The organism is Mesorhizobium sp. LSHC420B00 (genome assembly GCF_000503055.1).
Taxonomy (GTDB): Bacteria; Pseudomonadota; Alphaproteobacteria; order Rhizobiales; family Rhizobiaceae; genus Mesorhizobium.
In genome coordinates this window covers 17,991-39,945 of sequence record NZ_AYVY01000039.1, presented here as the reverse complement: position 1 = coordinate 39,945, position 21,955 = coordinate 17,991, and the positions used below count along the sequence as shown (strand labels likewise).

Annotated in this window: 18 protein-coding genes and 3 pseudogenes; 6 read left to right on the top strand and 15 right to left on the bottom strand. The window is 60.6% G+C overall.

Features of this window, described 5'->3' with window-relative positions; genetic code table 11:
- The 6 genes and pseudogenes from X760_RS0139970 to X760_RS70300 all read right to left on the bottom strand — a co-directional run.
- Positions 1-562 (bottom strand): annotated as a pseudogene (locus tag X760_RS0139970) (hypothetical protein); the annotation flags it as partial.
- Positions 559-2,400, bottom strand: a complete 1,842-nt coding sequence (locus tag X760_RS70320) for a hypothetical protein (RefSeq protein ID WP_023722469.1) — start codon at positions 2,398-2,400, stop codon at positions 559-561. The pseudogene X760_RS0139970 and the gene X760_RS70320, both read right to left, overlap by 4 nt.
- The gene (locus X760_RS70315) at positions 2,397-3,815 is read right to left on the bottom strand and encodes a tyrosine-type recombinase/integrase (protein ID WP_023722468.1); all 1,419 of its coding nucleotides are present in this window, start codon (positions 3,813-3,815) and stop codon (positions 2,397-2,399) included. The genes X760_RS70320 and X760_RS70315 overlap by 4 nt, the downstream gene beginning before the upstream one ends.
- Positions 3,816-4,082: 267 nt before the next feature.
- Positions 4,083-4,487 (bottom strand): annotated as a pseudogene (locus X760_RS70310) (hypothetical protein); the annotation flags it as partial.
- Positions 4,488-4,618: 131 nt separating this feature from the next.
- The gene (locus X760_RS0139965) at positions 4,619-4,891 is read right to left on the bottom strand and encodes a CoA-binding protein (protein ID WP_031195148.1); all 273 of its coding nucleotides are present in this window, start codon (positions 4,889-4,891) and stop codon (positions 4,619-4,621) included.
- 778 nt (positions 4,892-5,669) lie between these two features.
- Positions 5,670-6,554, bottom strand: a complete 885-nt coding sequence (locus X760_RS70300) for a LysR family transcriptional regulator (protein ID WP_245278755.1) — start codon at positions 6,552-6,554, stop codon at positions 5,670-5,672.
- Between the two features lie 135 nt (positions 6,555-6,689).
- Here X760_RS70300 and X760_RS70295 point away from each other — a divergent pair, with 135 nt between their 5' ends.
- Positions 6,690-7,601: a DMT family transporter gene (locus X760_RS70295; RefSeq protein WP_031195147.1), complete on the top strand. Its 912-nt coding sequence runs from the start codon at positions 6,690-6,692 to the stop codon at positions 7,599-7,601.
- Positions 7,602-7,883: 282 nt separating this feature from the next.
- Here the strand turns inward: X760_RS70295 and X760_RS70290 are convergent, their stop codons facing one another.
- The 8 genes and pseudogenes from X760_RS70290 to X760_RS70255 all read right to left on the bottom strand — a co-directional run bounded on the left by X760_RS70290 (position 7,884) and on the right by X760_RS70255 (position 15,223).
- The gene (locus X760_RS70290) at positions 7,884-8,429 is read right to left on the bottom strand and encodes a Sua5/YciO/YrdC/YwlC family protein (protein WP_023722461.1); all 546 of its coding nucleotides are present in this window, start codon (positions 8,427-8,429) and stop codon (positions 7,884-7,886) included.
- A 34-nt stretch (positions 8,430-8,463) separates the two neighbouring features.
- Positions 8,464-8,760: pseudogene (locus tag X760_RS70285) on the bottom strand (recombinase family protein); the annotation flags it as partial.
- A 259-nt stretch (positions 8,761-9,019) separates the two neighbouring features.
- Complete coding sequence (locus X760_RS73970; protein ID WP_023722459.1) at positions 9,020-9,727, bottom strand: DUF1906 domain-containing protein; 708 nt, start codon at positions 9,725-9,727, stop codon at positions 9,020-9,022.
- Between the two features lie 160 nt (positions 9,728-9,887).
- The gene (locus X760_RS70275) at positions 9,888-10,502 is read right to left on the bottom strand and encodes a hypothetical protein (RefSeq protein ID WP_051409769.1); all 615 of its coding nucleotides are present in this window, start codon (positions 10,500-10,502) and stop codon (positions 9,888-9,890) included.
- 175 nt (positions 10,503-10,677) lie between these two features.
- A complete protein-coding gene (locus X760_RS70270; protein WP_031195141.1) occupies positions 10,678-11,553 on the bottom strand; it encodes a hypothetical protein in 876 nt (291 codons plus the stop codon).
- A gap of 139 nt (positions 11,554-11,692) precedes the next feature.
- Positions 11,693-12,388: an AraC family transcriptional regulator gene (locus X760_RS70265; protein ID WP_031195139.1), complete on the bottom strand. Its 696-nt coding sequence runs from the start codon at positions 12,386-12,388 to the stop codon at positions 11,693-11,695.
- Between the two features lie 290 nt (positions 12,389-12,678).
- Positions 12,679-13,608 carry a LysR family transcriptional regulator gene (locus X760_RS70260; RefSeq protein ID WP_023722455.1) on the bottom strand — a complete coding sequence of 310 codons (930 nt, stop codon included), beginning with the start codon at positions 13,606-13,608 and terminating at the stop codon, positions 12,679-12,681.
- A gap of 235 nt (positions 13,609-13,843) precedes the next feature.
- Positions 13,844-15,223, bottom strand: coding sequence for a trehalose-6-phosphate synthase (locus X760_RS70255; RefSeq protein WP_031195136.1), 1,380 nt, complete (start codon positions 15,221-15,223; stop codon positions 13,844-13,846).
- Positions 15,224-15,792: 569 nt separating this feature from the next.
- On the opposite strand from X760_RS70255, the gene X760_RS70250 reads away from it, so the two are divergent.
- From X760_RS70250 to X760_RS70240, 3 genes are all read left to right on the top strand, one after another.
- The gene (locus X760_RS70250) at positions 15,793-16,512 is read left to right on the top strand and encodes a winged helix-turn-helix domain-containing protein (protein WP_023722453.1); all 720 of its coding nucleotides are present in this window, start codon (positions 15,793-15,795) and stop codon (positions 16,510-16,512) included.
- Between the two features lie 176 nt (positions 16,513-16,688).
- Complete coding sequence (locus X760_RS76830; RefSeq protein WP_023722452.1) at positions 16,689-16,913, top strand: hypothetical protein; 225 nt, start codon at positions 16,689-16,691, stop codon at positions 16,911-16,913.
- Positions 16,914-17,670: 757 nt separating this feature from the next.
- Entirely contained in the window at positions 17,671-18,021 is a 351-nt protein-coding gene (locus tag X760_RS70240) for a hypothetical protein (RefSeq protein WP_023722451.1), read from the top strand.
- Positions 18,022-18,306: 285 nt separating this feature from the next.
- Here X760_RS70240 and X760_RS70235 read toward each other — a convergent pair whose 3' ends face one another.
- Complete coding sequence (locus X760_RS70235; RefSeq protein WP_023722450.1) at positions 18,307-19,302, bottom strand: LysR substrate-binding domain-containing protein; 996 nt, start codon at positions 19,300-19,302, stop codon at positions 18,307-18,309.
- Between the two features lie 145 nt (positions 19,303-19,447).
- On the opposite strand from X760_RS70235, the gene X760_RS70230 reads away from it, so the two are divergent.
- Complete coding sequence (locus X760_RS70230; RefSeq protein WP_031195134.1) at positions 19,448-20,938, top strand: sugar ABC transporter ATP-binding protein; 1,491 nt, start codon at positions 19,448-19,450, stop codon at positions 20,936-20,938.
- Positions 20,935-21,939, top strand: coding sequence for an ABC transporter permease (locus X760_RS70225; protein WP_023722448.1), 1,005 nt, complete (start codon positions 20,935-20,937; stop codon positions 21,937-21,939). Before X760_RS70230 ends, X760_RS70225 begins: the two co-directional genes overlap by 4 nt.
- Positions 21,940-21,955: the final 16 nt, after the last annotated feature.

The following is a 21,955-nucleotide window of genomic DNA, read 5'->3' as shown; positions in this document are numbered from 1 at the left end:
CGCGGTGAGCGGCCCGCCCCCGCCAGGGGAGTGGCCCGATGCCGCCGTCGGTCAGCCATTGCGACAGGTGGTGCAGGTCGATGGGGACCTCGACATACTTCACCGTCTCGTGCGGCGTTCGTCGACCGCCGTCGCGGGCATGCACAAGATAGGCGTCGAGCAGCGCCTGGTCGACGCGGCCGAGATCGACGGCGCCGATGCGGAAATGCAGGAAAGCGGCGAAGTGCTGAATGTAGCGCAGCAGGCGGATCGCCGAAGTCGCGCCGCAGGGTGCCCGATACCCGGGCACGTGTATGCGCAGACGGGCGAGCACGTACTCCTTTGCCAGCCGCCGCGTGACCGGATCGGCGATGCCGGCGAAGTTGAGCCGGTAGTTGCTGTAGCGCGCGTTCACCCGGAAGATGGCGGCGCCAATGTCCCAGAGATCGTCACCGAAGCGGGGAAGCTGCGCGCGGTCGATATCATCCCTGATCGGAATGCCGCTGAGCACCGGCTCGTCGTCGCGGTAGATGGCCGATGGCAGCGACGGCTGCGGCGAATGCTTGGCAGAGCCCGGCATCATGGCGCCCCCGCTTCGGGCGGCAGGTAGATCAGTGTCAGATCTGACGTTGCGATCCGGCGCGCCTCGTCGATCTCGGCGTCGGCAAACCGCAGGAGAATCTGATCGGCGATACGTCGGTGAACCCGGTCGAACTTGGTCGTCCAATCGCCTTCGCTGAGTGTCTGCCTCTGCGCCCGGATGAAGGTGAGGAAGGCCAGAAGCGCAGGCAGCTTGCGGGTGGTGATCACGGCGTTGCTGCATTCGAGACAGCCCCAGAAGGGGGATGGACAGGCCTCTCCTTGCGAGCCGAACGGGCTGTTGTAGAAGCCCGCGCAACTGGCGAGCCAGACATCTTGCTCGCCGCCGAGCACCGCGTTGACCGCGGCAGCGCCTGTAATCGGAAGGCCGGTCGCCTGTTCGGGATCGGCCCAAACGGCTGCTTCCTCTTCCGGCGACAGGACGCAGGGGCGCAATGCGGCGTCGAGCGCATCGCTCATGGCGTCGGCAATGGTCGCCTCGTGCAAGTGGCGAAGCGCGGGGATATCGGCGTAGTGGTTCGCCGCGACCGCGACGGTATGGCCGACGGCGAAGCGGTCGAGCTGACCGCCCGCGCGCCGGTACCATGCTGCCTTATGGGTCTTGCGCAGGCGCGTCAGGTTAAGGCGGAGGGGCTGGCCCTGTTCATTGTGGAGACCGTGGCGGTGCGTCCATGACGCTGCGGGCTCCTTCATGCTGAGCACTCGCGGAGTCAGTCGACCCCAGGCGCAGTGAACCCAGAGCGTGTCGGTGGCGAGCCGGCTTCTTGCCGGCTCCGTCCATTGCAGCACCTTACGGAGCAGACCGCCCGGCGTTGAGGAACCGCCGTCGCGCACGCGCAGCCGCTTCCACTCGGCGCCACGCGCCCGCCGCTTGCAATACTCGATCTCGACATAGCCGCCTGCTGGATTCTTCAGGCAGTCCGCCCGCAAGTCCTTGATGGCTTCGATCTCGAGACCCGTGTCGAGTGAGATAAGCACGATGAGCGGCACGAGATCGGCGGCGAGCAGATGCCTGCGGCCATGCAGATCGTGGATCAGGCGGTCATTCGGCAGTCCGTGCTCGCGGCGCAGGGTGTAGAGCCGTATGAAGAGAGGATGCCGGTGCCCGATGACGCCTTCCGCGTCTATCATCGCCATGGCCGCTTTGTGTGCCGCTGCCAAAGCGCTGTTCCGATCGGCATCTTCGACGCTCGGGATGCGATCGGTCTCGGCGAAGCGGCGGATAATGGCGGCGAGATCGGCACGTGCAGCGGTCCGCAGTGCCGCGGCGACATCATCACCATAGGCATCGCGTGGCCGGGCGCGTACGCCGGGCCGGTCGCTCGTGTACATCAGCCGTCGCGAGGCATCGGGCGGCAGGTGGCCGGGCTCCGCCGCATCGGCGAGCCGGAGCAGGTTGAGCACCTTGCTCATGCGGTGCAAACGGTAATTGGGGTGAAGACCGCTCTCCTCCATCCAGGCGTCGAAGCCGTCGATGCAGGCGGCATTGACGTCGGAGAGACGGGCGACGCGCGGTCCGGCGGAATCGAGATAGCGCCAAAACGTCTTGAGCGCATTGGCATAGGCGTAGGCCGTCGAGATTGAGCCGGCCGGACCGCCGACCTGGCAGGCGCGCCAGAGCGCGCCGGCAAAAGTCCGAGCCAATGCTTTGCGGCCGGCGAGCATCGTCAGGTCGATCGTCTTGCTGCGATCCGCCAGCGTGACGGTGAAGCGCAACGATGCGATTGCAGCGGCGGCCTCGCCCTCGGGATCGGGCAGCGCCTCGGGGAAGAGAGCACGGCGGCCCGGCCGCCGCGCCGATGGAGCTGCCGTAGCGGTCATTCCGCATCACCGGCCGTATCTTCGGCCCAGCGATCCACGGCCGCCTCGACCAGCTCCTGCGCCTCGGCGAGGCTGTCGAGATAGATGTAGGTGCTGGTGATGCTCGCGTGCCCGAGAAGGTGCTGGAGCTTTTGCAGAGGATCGCCGAGAACCCGGCGGTAGCCCGCGCCGTGCCGGTCCTGCGGATCGAACACGGTTCCGATCTGCTCGCGGATCAGCATGGAAAGCATGTTGACGGCGAAGGCGTGCCGCAGCGTGTGCGGTGTCACCTCGACCTCGATGTCGAAGCGCTGGCAGCGGATGCAGGCCCTCCGGAGAGCCGCTTCCCAGGTTGCCGAGGGCACGGGCTTGCCGCCTTCCGTCAGCCAGAGCATGGCATGCTGCGCTTGGCCAGCCGAACCGATCAGCACGCGGTGGCGTTCGGCTGGTGTCAGGCGGTCAAGGCGGACACGCTTGCCCGCCGCGTCTCTGACCCTCCCATCCTCCGGTATCAGCCAGAATGGATCGGACACCGCGGGTTCGGAGCGGGCGGCGGAGATGCTGCGCTCGAGATCGATGTAGTCGCTGATCAGCGCCAGCACCCGGCGGGGAATGCGGATACGCCGCGGTCGGCCGCCCTTCGCGATCGGACCGGGAAGATCGAAAGCAACCGAGCGCAATCCAGGTTCAACAGCCCGCGGAAGCTCGGCCAGAAGCAGGCTGCCTGCCTCCGACAGCCGCAAACCGGTCGTGACCAGCAGCTCGGCAAACAGCGCATTGCGTTCGCCATTGCGACCGCGCCACGTCGGATCTTCGGAGCCGTCGGGAAACCGGCCGCGCAGTCCCACGTCACGGAACAGCAGATAGCGGCCGAGATCGATGTAGCGGGTGTCGTGGCGCCGCGCGGCCCGCTCACGAGCGCGGTTTGCCGTGACTGCCAGCACGGCGCGGCCGCCGGCGGCTCGGCGGTGCGTGACGCCATAGCTGAAGGGTGAGGCCGCGATGATCCCTTCCTCGACGGCCCAGCGATAGAGCTTGTCGAGCGCGGCAACGCTCCGATTCCAGCTCGCCGCCGAGATGCGGTAGGGCGCCGCTGACATACGGCGCGCCCGGTGAAAGGCCAGAACATCGTGGCGGTCGGCCTGCCAGACCGTCTTGCCGTCACGCCGTTCGAGAAGAAAGCGTGCCCACACGAGGATGTCGCGGGCGTAGGACCGCCACGTGTTCGGGGAGCGGGCGCCCATGCCCGGACAGGCGCGGAAGAAGCGGTTGAGATCGAGATCATAGCTGCCGTCATCCATCAGGATGAACGGCATGCCGTCGATCAGCCCCGCACGCTCGGCCACGTCAAGCGTGCCGGGCGCGTGGTTTGCTACGAGGCCATCCAGGGGAAGCGGGCGCGACAGGGCGCCAAGATCGGTAAAGTACAATTGCACGCGCGTGACCTAAGCGGAGCGCCTTCGGCGCAAGTTATTGTTTTGTGTGCGAGGGGTTCCCCTCGCGCTCTCCCGCTCGCCGCGTGGCAGGGGTGCAGGACTTCACCTGCACCCCATGAACAAGCTTGTGGTGCCGCCGCCGCGTCAAGCGTTGTCCTCGCTTCGCTGCGGGAACGCTTGACCCGGACGTCTGCAGAGCCTCACGAGAACCGTCGATGAGGCGCCTCCAATGCCTGATTCTGAGACAGGATCACAGAGTCAGGATAAGGCGCGGCGGTTGAGGAGACCGTGCTGAAGGTTGATCGCCGCGAGCGGGGCCGGAAGCTGGCGCAGATAGGTGGCCGGTGCACCTACCAGGCTGGCGAGTTGGCCAAAACTCCAATGCGTGGGGGCAACTGGGGCAGGCGCATCGGGCAGCATTAACCTCAGGCGCTCCGGATCGTCGCGGCTCGCCTCGACGCGGATCAGCTCACTCTCGACGATGCGGGTCTTGCTGCGCTCCGACCGGGCCTTCACCGAATTCCGAAGGTCGGTGAGCGACAGGTATCGCTCATCCGCCGGCCGGTTGAACCATTCTGACGACACGCGGCCGATGCGCTGACCGCGGCTGACGTCGACCTTGTAACCGGCACGCTCGTTGCGGGTGGGCGTGTGAATTTCCATCTGTGTCATGGTTGGAGCTCCTCGGCGGGCGCCGGGAGACTCTCTCCCGGACCTTCACCCGCCACCGCAGCCCACCCACGCTCTTCCTCTGTCGGCATCCGCGCGCCACCAGAAGCGTCGGCATTGCCGAAGCGGCCGCGTTAGGGGCCGACACCAAGCACCGCCAGATCCGGCGCCTCGTCAACGTCCGCGAAGGCGGCGAAGCATGGCCTCCCCAGGATTTCGGTCTGACGCGGATCGATGAACTGGATGCGCCCCGAATATCCGGCGCTGACGACGGACTGGGCCAGCCGCAAGCCGAATGAGCCTTCCCTGCCGGACACCCCGGCAACCACCATGGAGCGGGTGTCCAGCATCGGTGCCAGACGGTGCTGTCCAAGTAGACCCGCGCGCGTTGTGGTTACCGCGTCCATGGCTACTTCCCCTTGAACTCGGAATTGCGCTTTTCCGAAAAGGCGACGGCACCTTCGTTGAAGTCATCGGAGCGGAGCATGCGCTCGTAGTGCTGTAAGCCGCTTTTGCCCACCCATGCCTTGTGGCTTGCCTCATGCGCCGCCTCGACCGAGAGGTGTGCGGTGGCCCGAATGAATTGAAGGTCCGGTCATGATCGTTACCATGGACCGTCCACGACGGATGCCATCGATACGGCCGTCAGCACGATGGTGACACGGATGTCCTGAGGCACGGCACTCCCTTTCTCCCGCAGCCGGAGGCTGGCGCTTCATTAAACGAGCTCATTCTGGCGGCTTGACCGCCGCACCGGGTTTTGTTGTGATTACCCCACTGTAAGGGCAACCCAAAGAAAGCATGCCAGGGTTGATGACAAGACGTGGTTCGACTGGAAGCAATGGTTCCAGCACTTCGGGGTAAACGTGTCGGAAGGGGCTGCCGGGTCCTGTGTTCGACAACCACCTCATGATGAGGCAGGCTGCCTTGGCTGGCAGCGGAATAGCGTTGGGTCGGATTGGCACGGCGAGCGAACAGGTACGCCGCGGCCAACCGGTTGAGCTCCTGCCTGGGGAAGATCAACGCCCCGGTAACGTCTATCTTGTTTCGCTCAAAGAAACGCCGTGGAACAAAGCTGCCGCGCTTTTTGCAAACTGGCTCATGTCCATGCCTGGTCCGGCTTTCGATCCAGTTAGACATTCCACGACACGGAACAATGCGACCGTAGGACTTGAGAAGTTCTAGTTATCGCCCAACGGCAAACGCTGAAAAGTCGAAGGTATTCACATAATCGCGGAATGCGGCCTGCGCCTTGGACTGGTTCTTCAGGTTGGGAAAGATCAGCATCATTTCATAGGGTGGAATTTCCCAGCCCGGGAGCAACTCCACAAGGCGGCCGACCGCCACGGACGGCTGGCACACGTAAGCGGGAAGGAGTGCGACCCCGCCGCCCGCGATGCAGGATTGCAGCAGGAACCCCATAGAATCCGAGGTCGCAGCCGGCGGAGGCCGCAGGACGATCGGTGTGTCGTCTGACGAGAACACCCATTCGGGCTGCGCATCATGCACCAGGCAGCGGCGATCTAGAAGATCGGTCGGTTCCTGAAGAGGACTGCCAGCCGCCAGATAGGCTGGAGCGGCGACGAGAACCCGTTTAATCGAGGAGACACGCCGCACGATCAGGTCCTGACCTGTGGTCGTGCCAACGCGAGAAGCGAAATCAACCCGCTCGCGGATGACGTCGAGATGCCGGTTTGTGGCGATCAGTTCGACGGCGATGCGGGGAAACTGCGTGGTAAATCCGTGCAGGAAGGTCGGCATGAAATAGGTGGCAGTTACCTCTGGGCAGGTGATCTTCAGCGTCCCGACAGGCTGTTCCTTGAGATTGGTCAACGCCATGTCCGCGGCCGAGATCTCAGCGCGAACGCGGCGGCAGTATTCGAGATAGACCTGGCCGCTGCCGGTGAGGCTTACGTGCCGGGTGGAGCGATTGAGAAGCCGCAGCCCCAGACGTGCTTCAAGCTGGGCGATGCGCTGGCTGACAGTGGATTTGGGCATCCCGATCCGCCCCCCGGCGCGAGTAAATCTGCCCGTTTCGGCGACTTCGGCCAGAAGGATCATGTCGTCCACGCTGTACAAAGCGACGCATCCTCTCTCGTGTCGTTGCTCATTGTACAATAACACGGACAAAATTTCCGTATGATCGGAATTGTTGGAACGTTCTTGGCTCGGTAGCCTCGGCACCCGAAGCAGGGAACGCGAAAAATGTCGATCAGTCAGACGGCCCCCAAGGCGGACAGGGTGGGCATCGCCATTGCGGCGATGGTTTTCACGGACCTGACGCTTTCCATCGCGGATGCGATCATCAAGGTCACGATCTCGGACATGCCGCTGTCGCAGTTCATTTTCCTGCGGTCCTGCGTCACGCTGCCCTTGTTGATCTCGATCCTGAAATGGCGCTTTCCGCAGGTGTCGTTGCGCCCAGCCTATCCTGGCTGGGCCATCGTGCGAAGCAGCCTGCTTCTGTCGAGCCTGCTGATCTATTACGCTTCGCTACCGCGCCTCGATTTCTCGATGGCGGCGGCGGTCTATTACACGATCCCGCTGTTCATTACCCTTTTTGCGGCCTTCTGGATCAGGGAACCTGTCGGGATGCAAGGTTGGGTCGGAGTCGCCCTCGGCTTCATCGGTGTGCTGCTCATGCAGAAGCCGCAGGCCGGCGACCTTGGCATCCATGCCGTGATGCCGCTGGTTTCTGCAATTCTCTACGCTCTGGCGATGGTGCTGACGCGCACCAAGAGCCGTGGCGAAAACCCCTTCGTTTTGGCGCTGATCTTCAACCTGATAGCGATCGTTCTCGGGGGCAGCGCTAGCTTGGCGACCGTGATGGCAGGGAGCGAGGGTGGACAAAGCCTGTTCATGGGCGCGTGGATTCCAATGTGCTGGACCCAATGCGCGCTGATCGGGCTTTTGAGCATGACGATGCTGATCGGCAGCGTCGGCACGGCCATCGCCTACCAGTTGGGACCATCCTCGATCATCTCGACTTGGGACTTTTCATATCTAGCCTTCGCTGTGCTATGGGGCGTCGTGCTGTTCTCGGAACGTCTGGATGCGGCTTCCATGCTCGGTATCATTCTCATCGCACTGGCCGGGATTATCGTCATCCGGCGTTAGCGGCGATATATTGGAGCACCGAGGCCGGATGATGGCTTCGGGCTCTTTGCTACTGTCGCAAAACTGCTTGACCTTCGCACGCTGCAAAAGTCTGCGATTCAATTTTGCCAAACTTGGGAAAATTGAGACATTCGGCATCAGGAGATGACAACGATCTCCCTTGAGACAGGTTGAGCGTGACGATTTGGAAAGACCCGTGGGGGGAAGACGTTCGGCCCCGCGTACGTTCGACGACTGCGCAGGAAGCGGCCAATGATGATTAGCACCTGGCCGAAACCCTCATCACCATCGCCGGCAGAGTAACATCAGCTGGGTCGAACGGTAGCCCGGATTCCGGTCGGCCACAATGAGGTCCGGCTTCGTGTCGAACAGGCTTCGATACAGCCCCAACGCCTGCCTCCACGCGTTCTGGTTCTTCAGCTCGTCGAGGTCGCCGAGATGCTGCGACAGCAGCGCGTTGCCGTCGCCCGCCAGGCAGAACGCGGCCTTTAGGTCGCCGCCCGCAGCCAGCGCCCTGACCGGGCCATCGAAGCCCGCCGGCAGCGCCAGCGGCTCCGGCGCGAAGCCGCGCGCGCGCCGCAACACCGAAATGCCGTGCCCGTCGAATCGCACCACGCTGTCGTCGAGCCGGTTGACAATCTCGCGGTCGTGCATCAGCCAGAAGTCGGCGNCAGACGTGTGCTCTTCCGATCTCATCACCACCGGACCGTCCAGCGCCCGCAGCAAGAGATGATGCAACGGCGTGTAGGGCAGCATGAAACCGAGCCGCTCGTGCTGCGGCGCCACGCCCGCCGCAACGCCGCAGCTGTCACGGCGCTTCACCAGCACGATCGGCGCCGCTCGGTTCCGGCACTGGCCGGCTTGTCGTCGTGTCGATCGCTTCTGTCAGCGAGCGGAAACCGGCGCTGGTGGCTTCGATCCGCTCCATGATCGTGAGAACGTCCTTGAGTGAGCGAGACAGACGGTCGAGCTTCCAGACGACGACAGTGTCGCTCTCCCTCAAATGATCAAGCATCCTGTGCAATTCCGGCCGCTCCCAGCGACCGCCGGAGGCCTCCTCCTTGAGGATACGCTTGCACCCGGCATCGGCGAGCGCCCTGGCCTGCGCCGTGTTCGACTGGTCGTCGCCTCTGCTCACGCGGGCGTAGCCGATCAGCACTCTGGTTCCTTTCGCAAACGGTCGTTTATGGAAGGCCGAGGGTGTCCACGAGAATACAGGTGCGGAGCCTTTCATAATCCTCTTTCATTATGGCGCCGTAAGGCAAGCGGTTTGTGAAGGGATGAACGATGCCGGGATATCGATGACGAAGACGCAGCGGGAGAAGCTTCCGGTGCAGCCTGACAAGGCGTGGGCGCGCCTTGTACCGTTCGTGAGGAATCGACCATGCGAAAGCTCTTGGCCGGCCGGGAGCGAAGATTTAGCGCTCCTCGCGCAGCAACTTTGAACAACGCAGACGTTCGTTCGCGTCGCGAGAGGGGAGAGTACCTGCCGGCCCAAATTGACCAAAGTTTTCAAGGGCCGGATTGACGACATTTCCATCGTATCCGAAGCCCCCGATCTCGGAACGCTTTTCCATAAACTTTTGGAAAAGCGACCAATCCCCCTGCTTGAGCGCTTGTCTCGTTCCGGACCATCCCAACGAGCCAGAGAGCCATATATGGTCCACCAGCCCCTGGCGCTTCATGTGGTGTCCGACCGTGCCCGATCCGTAAACGCCAACGAGATAACGGCCAGCCAACGCATTCCGCACACTCCTGAAGTAGGGTGCTACCCCTGCAAGATGCTGTGGTGTGTGGTAGTCCCAATCGACTGCAAAATAGATTCCGGAGCCTTCGGGCTGTCCCAACGCGGCGGCCAGATCAAGCGCACGACCGGAGTCTCGCTCTCCAGCCGCACCATGCAAGTCTCTGATATTGCCGCCCGCGCCACCCCGCTGCTCGAAGGCCACAGCTACCGATATTCCAGCACCATGAAGGGCGGCGAGTTCCTCCCCTGTCAGACATTTTGAGGGAAATGGTGTACTATTCCGATGGTTGTAGTACCGGATTACTGTATTGACGCCAGATTCTGCCAAGCACACAGCAAAATCGCCGACGTTCTGCGGGACGTCGATAATATCGTGCATAGTCCGTCTCCCCGAAGGCCGAAATTATATGGAAAATGCGCAGTTTATACGGTCACCTCGCCCTCCCACGCTATTTCTTCGCGCAGCCTTTTGATGTCATTTCCCGCAGCCACCAACGCGGCGCAGACGCAATCAGCTATTCCTCTGTTTGCCCTTGGGTCTACTGCAGAATGTCGCTACGTCTCTGACTGTGGGACCGCCGGCTGGAGAACAAGCGCAGGTAGTACGGTGAGTCGCTCGGCGAGCTGAAACGGCCGAAAACCTGCGCGATAGTGGATTGCGTTTGCTTGTTTGACAGGTTCAGCGATGCGGAGCGCAATATCGAGGTGATGGCGAGACTGTCAGCGCTTCCAACTTCGACCACGGCAAGGCAGGTTAAAGATAGACGGGATTCCGCGGAGTCGGATTGATCTAGGACGAGGCAATTGAACGCCGTCGGTTCGCCGTGTTTGCTCAGATAGCTACGGATTGCCTTTGCCAGACCGACGCCAGCTTCATTGCCGTCGGCAGCATTCGCGCAAATTGACGCAAAGGCACTGGGCAATTCCGCCACGTCCATCGTGCGGTTTAGCGTTCTTGAAGTCGTGGCGGTTTCCACCTGATTCGGTACCATTTGCGCGGCATTCTGCCATGCTCGAGAATCCAGAGCCCGGGTTTGGTCTTCGAATAGTTTCTGGACCATGGCAGAGCAAATCCTCTCAGCCTCGAGCGGTTGGCTGCTCTGCGGGCCGATCACCAGGAAAAGGCCCGCAGCTGTTTTTGCGAATGGGTTCATGTCTGCTTCCCTATGGAAGCGGGACCGGAGTTCGCCGGCACCGGGGGCGCGATAGAGCATCGGTAGTTCGCAAGGGCTTACCGGACCGCTCTATCGCATCCATGATGCGGGCGACGTTCGCCCAAATCCACGCTATTGGTTAGGTGCGCTGCTTTCGCGATCAAAGGCCTGACGATCAGACCTGCGGCTTGATGTCTTGTTGCGGCGTCGAGCCACCGTTGAAAAAGTTCTTGGCCTTCTTGAACTGGTCGGTGGAGTTCTTATTCACAAGCTCCTGGAAGTTTTCGTGATCGGGGCCGCCTTTGCGGATCCGACGGGTCTGAACGAGATTGGTGACCTCGGCATAGTCCATGTCGACGCGGACGTAGTGGGTCGACGAACAAGAGGATTTCAGCTCGAGGAAGTGCTCTTTGAACTCGATCTGCCGCAGAACGATTGCTCCGTAGTCGTAATATCCGCCTGCCCCATTATCGAGAAGGTAGCTCTGATAGGTGCATGTCAGCGCCTTGTATCGCTGCGCCTTGCCGTTTGCACTGAAGGTGAGATTCCCCATTTCTGTAAGGAAGGACTGGAAATCCAGCAGCAACGATGCCCCGTCGGTAATGATCGCCTTGGCAATCAGCGAGAGGAAAGTAGCTGAGACCGACGTCCCGGCCACCTTTTTTGAAAAACTCTTCAGTTTTTGCCCGCCCATAGAGAGATCTGGAATGTTGCCAACAACATCGGTCCATGTGTTGATATCAAGCTTCTGTGCATCGATGTTCGCATAATGGGTATGCATGTAGTCGTTAATAATTCCTCCTATTGCCAGTAGATTGTCCTGATTCTCATTGAGGGTGCCGCTGTACGTCGGATCTTCGGTTTTTTGGCCGATGAGGTGAAACTGCACTGTCCCTTGAGCGTTGGCGATCGTGTCGTCACTGGGGGGCGCAGCATCTAACTGGGCCAAAACAAGGGGCTTGGCGTAGAAAAATGCGGACGCCGCCTCATAGTGTTCTTTGGAATAGCGCTGTTCATGCTCTTGAACATTCACTGAAAATGCGTTCGACATGCTTTATCCTCCTGCTGTGAGACATGAGCGTTGGTGCGAGAGCTTAAGGTGCCCAAAGCGCGGAAACGCCTCGGAGATGAGATGATCTTTGCGTGCCCGCGTCGCCTTATACCAATTCGCTCCGGCCCCCACCTTTGCGTTAGGCAGGCTTTTCTCTGCGCCGTATCATTTTGCGATAGCGCAGTGGCGAGAGGCCATGAAACGCCTTGAAGGCTGTGGAGAAGTTGTTGCTGTTCTCGTAGCTGAAGGATTCGGCGACCTTGCCGATGCTTTCATGCCCGTTACGCAACCGGTCAGCAGCCTCCGTCATCCGGTAGCGCCGTAGCCAAGTCATTGGCCCGCAGCCAAACGATGTCTCGAAGCGGGTGGTGAGCGTTGTCCTGTTGGTCCCCACCATTCGCGCCAATTCGACGAGGGTGATCTGCTGATCGACCCGCTGCGCCAGCAGACTGCATGAATTCTGAACGATCGGATCGGCTGAGAAGAAAGGCGGGGTAGAACGCTGCGCGAACTGAACGATGCAGGCGGTAAGTCTGCGCAGAACTTCCTGCTCGGTGAGCGGCCACAACAGGTAATCGGAATACCCGTTGGAGAAGACCGCTTGTCGATCCAGGCTCTCTTCCAGAACCAGAGCCAGTTTGACAGGTTCGGGCGAGAGCTTCGCACGCCCGTGCTTGTCGTGAATCGGTTCGCGACAATCGACGATGACGATCTGCGCGGAGCGCCCTGCCCGCAATAAACGGTGATCAAGGATATCGATCTGCCTCAGAGAACTCGCGATTAGTGCCAAGGACTTGCATGCTTCGGGGTCCGAGCCAAGATATGCTGCCAGCATGCAGGCACCTCACAGACACCATGGGAAGCTGGCCTGTGGAAGGCTTGGCGCGGCCGAATGGCGGTCGAAGAGAGGCGGTTTTTGGCCTGTATATAGATGGCTGGGCGTATGATACCTTCTCGTCTGGCCCTGTTGCCTCGCTTCAAATTGTCGAAACCGGCACGGTTTCAATGCGCTGGCACAGCAGAGCCAGCTTCCCCTCCCAACGGGCGAGCAGGGCAATAAACTTTTTCCGTCATATCCTGACGATAGCCCCGGATTCGGATCACGTTTCTTGCCTAGGCGACTCATCAGTCACTTGCCTTCCCAGTTGGGATATTTTGCTCTGTTCCCGCCGCCGCGGCGACGGCGATCTCGTGGCGCAGCCAACGATGCTCCGGGTCGCGATGGGAACGCTCGTGCCAAATCAGCGCGACTTCATAGGGTGTCAATTGCACAGGCGGATCCATAATCGCTAGCGGCAGCAAGGCGGCGATCCTGGTCGCGACGCGGCGTGGTACAATCAACAGCAGATCGGTCGCCGCGATCGCCAACGCGGCCGTCAAGATGTTGGAAACCAACACCGGATCGCGACCCTGGAGATCTAACTTGACCAGTTCGTCATGCACCCGGCCGAAGCCGTCTTTGGAGTCCAAGGCAATGGCTGCGTGGCGCAAGGCCGCGAAGCTCTCGATTGTCCATTCCCGCGCCAGGGCTGGATGGTCGTGGCGCAGCAGGCAGGCAAACCGGTCGGAGTAGAGGCTGCGCCTCAAGTATCCGGGCGGCGAGGCGCTAATCTGCCCTATAGCCAAATCGATCTCGCCTAGCTCAAGCCGCCGCATCGCGCCGGAGAGAAGCGGATCGATGACGACGTCCAGATGAGGCGCGTGCTGGCGCAGCCGGGGCAGGAGCCGCGGCAGCAGGACCAGTCCTTGATGATCGGGCATCGCCATTATCGCCTTCGATCGCCAATTGGCTTGGGCAAGACTGCCGTTCACTATCCCGCGGATCGCATCCAGCACCGGCAGCATTCGGCTCAAGCGTTGGGCCTGCGGGGTCGGAACCAGGCCCATGGAGCCGCGAACCAAAAGATCGTCGTTGAAAATGCCACGCAGCCTCCTCAACGCTCGGCTCATCGAGGGCTGGCTCAAGCCCACGTGTCGAGCCGCATGCGTGACGTTGCGGTGTTCCAGCAGCGCTTCGAGAGCAAACAGCAAGTTCAGGTCAATCGACGCCAGCATTTGCCGCTGCCGTGTGGCGCGAGGTTCCGCGACAAACGGCTGCGCCCGCTTTTTTGAAGTTTCGCGACTGCAAGCGAGCTCATCCACGGCCTTCTCCTCTTGTCTTAGTAAGCGGTGTGCTCGCGCTAAGCGTCAGCACATTCGGCATCGCTCAGCGAGGCCGAAATGCTGCCTGATTCACTTGGTCGCGGTCAGCCTCATGCTGGCGAAGCTAGGCCCAGGAACGCGGCAAAGCTCAGCGCTGATCCAGGCCTAACAGAAAGTCGTCGCACCAGCGATAGACGTTGTATTCGCGGAGCCGGCCGATCATCGCACGCCAACGATCGATCCGCTCATCTAACTGCATGTCCAGGGCTTCTTCGATGGCCCTCGCCGTCGCTTCCGGATCGTAGGGATTGACGAGGATCGCTCCGCCTAGCTCTCTGGCTGCGCCGGCAAAACGCGAAAGCACGAGAACACCTGGATTCTGTGGGTCCTGTGCGGCGACATATTCCTTAGCTACAAGGTTCATGCCGTCGCGGAGCGGCGTGACCAGGCCGACGCGTGCCATGCGGTATAGACCGGCGAGCTCGCTGGGTCCAACGGACCGGTTGATGTAGTGAACGGGCATCCAATCGATCGTTCCGAGTTCGCCATCAACGCGCCCCACCCGCTCGGCGACGTCCTTTTGCATCGCCAGATATGCCGGTATTTCCGTGCGGGATTTCGGTGTGATCTGCAGCAGTTGCGTCTTGCCGATGCGGTGGTCGTTGCTCCGCAGGAAGCGGTCAAACGCGACGATGCGCTTCTCGATGCCCTTCGAATAGTCGAGGCGGTCGACGCCGATCGCGACTTTACAACCGGGAATCCTCTGAGAGGGCTCCTGCAGAGTCTCGCTGCGCGCCGCCTGCTCGGCCAGTCGTTCGAACTCGGCCGTGTCGATGCCGATCGGAAAAACGCCGCAGCGAAACACACGTCCATAGGCTTGGCACACACCGTTTGTGATGGGGTCCGGTAACCCCTGACGGCGCAAGCATTCGGCGAAGTTACTAAGATCGTCATCGGTATGAAAGCCGACGAGGTCATAGCACGAAAGCCCGCGTAGCAAATCATCATAGTGCGGTACGGTGAAGAGGATGTCCGCCGCCGGCCACGGAATGTGCAGGAAGAAGCCGATCTTATTGCCGCAGCCGAGGTTCCGCAGTTCTTTCGCAAGCGGAATCAGGTGATAGTCGTGCACCCATATGACGTCGTCGTCGCTGATGAGCGGCTGCAACAGCTTTGCAAACAGTCGGTTGACGCGCTGATATCCGGACATTCGTGCTTCGGAATACTCGGCGAGGTCGACTCGGCAGTGGAAAACCGGCCAAAGAACCCGGTTGGCAAAGCCGTAGTAATAGTCGTCCAAATCTGTCTGCGAGAGATCGGTAAGCGCATAATTGATCCCGCCGGCCTCCCGGCGTGAGATCGGCCCTGACGGGTCCTCCCCGGCTTTCACCTTCCCCGACCAGCCCATCCATAGGCCGTGCCTTCGCCGGAGCGCAGCGCTCAGCGCAATCGCCATCCCGCCTGGCGGCGGGGAACCATGCTCGTCGGGCAGCGAAACCCTGTTTGAGACTACGACCAGTCTACTCATCTCCACTCTCCTGCTCTCGGACATCCCGCCGTTCATGAAAGCTCCGCCCCCTGAGCGATCTGCACAATAAGACATGCAAGTTCAAAAGAAAGGATAGCATGGGTCTAGAAAGGAGATTGGAATTAGATAAAAGGTTGGGCATCAGGAGTTTCCTGTAGACAGTGGAATTAACATCAAGGCGAGTTCTGCGTCTGATCAATAAATCTCGACGAATCCATACGAATGTCAACTTTTCAGCGATTTAAATTGAAACAAAGCTGAACTGAATTGGAGCCGCCGGGAGAGGAAGTTGGGTGCAAAAGCGCTCCAGTGATGGTGCCAGAGGACCGGAGCGATACGAATCTCAGCGGGGATAAACCCGGTCTGCCGAACGAGTGGTCGCAGAGGACGGACAATCCATCAAAAACTAGCAGGCTTTGGGGGCACTGTTGCGCAGCAGGAACTCCGCATAGGACCTATTTGTCTGCGCTATTCCGCAATACGCCTGATGAAGATTGTCCCACCTGCTGAGCGTCACTAATTTGACTACCGTCCCCGGCAGCCCAAGCTGCAGTCAATAGGAAGTGACCATGAAGAACATTCTCATCGTCGGTCAGGACGCGTTGACGAGAGAACCGCTTATGGGCTTCTTGTCTAAGCATGAGTTTAACATCAGAGCGGTCGAAAACCGCCAGCTGGCCGCCAGCAATATGGCTTCTGAAGCGATTGATCTAGCAATTGTCGACCTGAGCTACGGCCGAGAGGACGGTTTGCAGTTCGTTCGAGATTTTGGTGCCAAGAGGGATCTTCCGATCATCATCATCAGCGGTGACTTCGTAGATGAGGCCGACAAGGTGATTGGCCTCGAAACCGGCGCTCGCGACTACATTACTATGCCCTTCGGGCTTACGGAGTTCCGCGCCCGCGTGCGCGCCGCTATGCGCCAGCGGCCGGAGCGTGACCGAAACACCATCTACCGTTTCGATGACTGGCGAGTTAGCACCAAGCGTCGGAGCTTGCGCCGGGGAACGGATCCTGACGTCAAGCTCACCGCCGGCGAGTTCAACCTCCTGATGGCCTTTCTCAAGAACCCAGGTCGGGTCCTTTCACGTGAGCAGCTTCTGATGGCGACCCGTGTCTATGATCAGGAGGTCTACTACCGCAGCATCGATGTTCTTATCGTCCGCCTTCGCCGTAAGTTGGGGCAGGATAAGGCGCCGCGCCCGCAGTATATCCGCACCGAGCGCGGCGCGGGGTATATTTTCGACAGTGTCGTGAATATTGAGGAACTAAGGACGCGCCGTGGTTGATGGACGGCCAAGATCGCGCGGGAAGCGAACGTGACCCAGCACCACTGCAGGCGCTTCAGAATATCACGAATAGGGTCAGGCTTTGCCTTCTTAGGAATGGCCTCCAGTCACCTGGGCACCTCGTACTACCGGCGTTTCGCGGACCGGTAGGGCCGCGCTGATTTCTGCGTGGACTGATGACGGCGATCGCTTCGGAGTTGGTTGTTGAGATTGCCGATTTTGGCATCGCGGTGGCGGTTTGCGCCGCCTTCGTCGTCATGCGGGCGCAGTTCGCCCCTGGTGCCATACGGGCGGGTGAGATTGTAGGCGAGATTGGCCATGCCGATCTTGGTCTGGCCCGCCCGATGCCGATCGTGCCCACGAACAAGAACTCGCGAGCAGCGGCTGTGGCGGCGACGTAACCTTCGGCCTTGCCGATCGCTTTACCAGTCGCCTTCGCCTGTACCATCAGACCGGCATATTCGCGCGAGGCATCCAGGTCGCAAGCCAAGACGCGATTTCAAATAAGGGGCCTCTCGCGGCGCCGACAAGGTTTCGGGATTTTCCGCTCCTCGCAGGTCGGTAGTGACTGTTGCATACGTGCAACTCAAGCGCGAAGAGTTATCTCAAGGGCAACACTATTCTTGAATTCGGCGGTCAGAATGCGAGTAATCAGCCAAACTCGCCCGATCGAGTCTTCTCGCTACGGGCCACCAATCAACCTGGGACGCCCCTGTGAGTGCCGATACCATTGCTGGCGCAGTGAGCCGGGAGAGCCTCTCTTTCCCATACCTCCGCATTAAACCCGAGACCACTGTGCCAGCCCAGCGCCCTCCGCCGGCTGGCAGCAAGATGACGGCTGCCAAACGATGGGGCTCCGTGCTCTAAAGATAGAAAATGACGTTTGGCCTACTGCACACCGGGATTTTGCCTGTGATCGCTGCCACAAGCCATCGGTGGTCTTGGTGGTAACGAAACCGCATGCGTATGTTTGCCCGCTGTGTCTAGACGGCGATCCTGCCGAGCAAACTGAGCGTTTTGACTAACATTCTCGGCAAGCTTAGAAGGAGTGGTTCGCTCGATAACAACAAACCCCGAAAATACCTCGCTCATTGTCCGGGCCACGCGCTATCTGGATCGTGGAATTTCGTTTCATGAAGAAAACAGCGGCAGTTTTTAATGAGAGATGAAGTAACCGATCTTTTAACTGAGTTGGCCCTTTGGGCGAATGTGGTGATGAAATCGGAAAGGGGCGATAGAATTAAAATTTGCGCCGCCTACGACGCCGGTCTGCAGCTAATCGCTGAGCGTACTACGCCCGGGTCTCCGCCCCGACCGGGCATTGAAGCTTGCATCCTGCAGCATGAGAAACTGAAGGCTGCCGAAGACATCAGCTGCGTAGGTTGGATACTGGCCGCGATCGCCACGCGTGTTGGGGAACGAGATCTTCCGAAATGGGAGGAAGCTCAGAAGGTCATTGGCGCCACGGTTCGGTTGCTTAGTCGCTACCGTCAAACTCGCGTTCATTGAAGCCATGGCCGCGTCGGCGGAATGGCATTACAATGCTGTCGAGCATTCCCTGTAGCGTTGCACGGACGATGACGCCGGTAATTTACGGCTGTATGAACTGAGTGCCTCCGTCTCCGGCTGCGTCAGAAAACAGGTAAGTCAGTCGTTGTCGGGTTGGAAAAGAGGAAGGTCGCTGGAAAAGCGCGGCCAACCCGCCTTCGCTTGCACACAGCCTGCGTTTTGCCAGCTCCTCAACCGCAACGTGCTGTCAATCTTCGTCTTGCCATGTCTTGAACGCCGAACTGTTCACGCCATTGGCGCCGCTTTGTCATCCCGTGCCCCGAAATGAGGCCGTCGTTCGAACGATATGCGCAGTTGCTTATCCGCCAGAAACCGGCGAGCCAGATCGGTGTCGCGCTTACCCACGCGTGACACCCAGTCCGAAAACAGGCGAACCGCGCGCCGATTCATATGCCGCGAAGGACAGACCAGCCAGTATCCCGGAAACTCGATGACCTCGAACTCTATCGAGACCGGAACCAGAGAACCCGACACCAGGTCCTCGAATGCGATGGATGTGCTTTCCAGGACCACACCTGCACCGTCCTTCGCCAGTTGAACCGACATTGACGAACGGTCGAAACGATAGGGATACGTCATGCGGGCGCCCTGGATACCGTTGCACGGCAGCCAATAATCCCACCGGAAATAGGCCTTCACACTGTCGATCAACCGCGCATGGCGAAGCTGCTCGCGCGGATCCGGTGAGATCGCGCGCAGTTCGGCAAGATAGGAAGGCGAGCACATCGGCAGGATCAGATCGTTGACGACGCAATCCGAATAAAGGCCGGCCCAGCCGCCGTCGCCATAACGAAGATCGAGATCGATGACCTCCGTTTCGAAATCCGAGAAATTGGGCGTGGCGTCGACGCGCAAATTCCAGCTCGGATAGCCCTTGCTGAACTCGGCCAACCGCGGCGCCAGCCATTTCTCGCCGAAGGAAGGACTGACGCGCAGGCTAAGCTGGAAGCTTTCGCGCTGCCGCACAATGGCATTACGCACCTCGCGTATGGATTCGAAAGCCTGGGTGGTGGTCTGGAAGAGCCGCTCACCGTCGATCGTGAGCGAGAGATGGCGCTTTTCGCGCTGAAAAAGCCGGACCCCGAGTTGGTGTTCGAGCAGCCGCAGCTGCTGGCTGACCGCCGAAGGTGTCACCTGCAATTCCTGCGCGGCCTTTGCCACGCCGCCGAGCCGCGCGACCGCCTCGAAATGCGTCATCGAATTGAACTTGATGTCTGACATCGTCCTCGTCAGTTAAGCTCAGCTACACAGAATATTAAGAAACGAGAATTGAGCCGAATGTCAATCGGTCGCATCATCCTGTGGTCTCGGGAGGAGATGCAGGATGGAACCGGGTTCAACCCAAAGCTTGGGTAGTGCCGGCAATGTGCCGGCAGTTGGACAGGCATCGACCAGGAAGCCCCTGATCGAGGCTTCCAACGTCAAGAAGAACTACGGCGCAACACGGGTCCTTCGGGGCGTGAGTTTTCAGGTCCGGCCTGGCGAAATCCACGCGCTCCTGGGCGGCAACGGCGCCGGCAAAAGCACCCTGATCCGCATCATCACCGGGCTGATCTCACGCGATGCCGGCGATATTAGCTTCGCCTCGTCGAAGGCCGGCCACACCAGCCCGATCATCGCGGTGGTGCATCAGGAGCTGGCGCTATTGCCCGAGCTGTCGGTCGCGGAAAACATCGGCATTGTGCATGCGAGGTCGGGCTGGTCGCAGATCAGCCGTCGCCGCATGCGCGAAACCGCGCTCGGAGCGCTCCGGCTGATTGACCCAGCGATCGGCGAAGAGATCATCGAGCTGCCGGCACGCAAATTGTCCCTCCACGAAGGCCAGATCGTCGAGATCGCTCGTGCCCTTTCCACCGGAGCCGAAGTGCTGCTTCTCGACGAGTCCACGGCCAATCTCACTGCCGGCGAGACGGCCAAACTCTTCTCGGTGCTAAAGCGGCTGGTGCGAGAAGAAGGCATTGGTATCGTCTTTGTTTCTCACCGGATGCGGGAAATTCGGGCGCTCTGCGATGTCTGCACGATCTTGCGCGATGGCGTCACGATCGCAAATGCCACGCCGCTTGCATCGCTCAGCGACGCGGACATCATCCAGCAGATGGGCCAACACGCGCAGCGTCCAGCAACCCACCGCAAACCGCAAAAGGGCCTCCGACAGAACGCACCGATCGAGCTGCTGGGCCCGGATGACGTCAGGATCGCGATTTCGTCCGGGACCATTTTGGGACTGGCCGGCGCACCGGCGGGCCCGACCGGGCTCATTGCTCCGCTTGTGGGTGCCGGGCCCGGAGCTGGCTGGCACCTTTCCGGCGAGGGTTTTGGGAACGGCTTCTCGTCCCCAGCGGCCGCGGCGCGGGCCGGTATCGGCTTTGTTTCGGGCGACCGCGCAACCAAAGGGATTCTTTCGCAGCTGCCCATCGTCGATAACGTGCTTGCAGCACGCAGGGTTCGCGAAAGGCGGCGGATCGTGGCCGCAGCCGAGCGTCAGGAATGTCACGATCTCGTTTCAGCGCTGAAGTTGAAAGCCAGCTCGATCTGGGACCTGCCGGCCTCGTTGTCGGGCGGCAACCAGCAGAAGCTTCTCGTCGCACGGTGGCTTGGGCTGCCGCTCCGGATGGTGGTGCTGGAAGAGCCGACGCGTGGCGTCGACATCGGCACCAAGCACGACATTTACGGTTTGATCCGGGAGATGGCCGACGCTGGCGCGATCATCATCTGGTGGTCGACCGAGAACGTCGAAATGCTCGAGCTTTGCGACGCCATTTTCGCCTTTGACACCGATGGGCGGCCAAAGGGATTCCTGCCTGAAGAGCACTTTACCGAAGAGGGGCTCGCCGAACTGACGGGGATGGCGGCATGACCGACGCAACCGACACCACCACCACCACGAAAAAACTCCGGACCACCACGTCGCGCGTCCCAGTGGTTCTTTTGTCCTACCGCACCGAAGCCGCGATTGCCGCTGCGATCGTCGTCCTGCTGCTGGCCGTCGGCATGTTCGTGCCCGCAGCACTCAGCATGGGCAATGTGCAAAACATCATCCAGGCCGCCGCGCCTCTCATAATCATGTCGCTCGGTGTTTTGCTGGTCGTCATCACCGGCGGAATCGATCTTTCGGTCGGTTCAGTCTTTTCCCTGACCGGAATGGTGACCGCGTTGGCGATGGCCAGTGGCGCTGACGGACTGACCGCGAGTGCTGCCGGCCTGGCGGTCGGCCTTGTGTTCGGCTCGATCAATGGCCTTCTGGTCACGGTTGTCGGGCTTGCGCCTTTCGTCGTCACGCTCATTACCTACGCGGTGGCGGGCAGCCTTGCCTTCATCGTCACCAATGGGCGTTCGATGCCGATGGGCGCCCCGGATTTCTGGCTCCTGAATTCCGGCGAGATCGTTCCCGGCATGCCCAACCATCTTCTATTCTGCATCTTCCTGATGGTCCTGCTGGAATACGCCTTGCGCAAGGTCGTCCTTGGACGCTGGTTCTATGCCGTCGGCTCATCGGCAATTGCTGCCCGGCTGCTCGGCATTCCGGTTCTGCGCATCAAGTTCGCGGCCTATGTCGCTTCAGGGCTGCTTGCCTCTTTCGCGGGACTGCTGACCGTCAGCTACATCCTCAACGCCGAAGCTACGGCAGGGGCGAGCCTGATGCTGCAGGCGATTGCCGCCGTGGTCATCGGCGGCGCCAGCCTCTTTGGCGGGACGGGCAGCGCGATCGGCGCCGTGCTGGGCGCGCTGATGATCACCTGCATCCAGAACGGCGTGAACCTCATTGGCGTGAACAGCTTCTGGCAAGGCTCAGTCACCGGCGCTGCAATCCTGCTCGCGGTTTTGATCGACCGCTTCAGCAACAAGAACCGCATCTAGATCATCAACGGGAGGA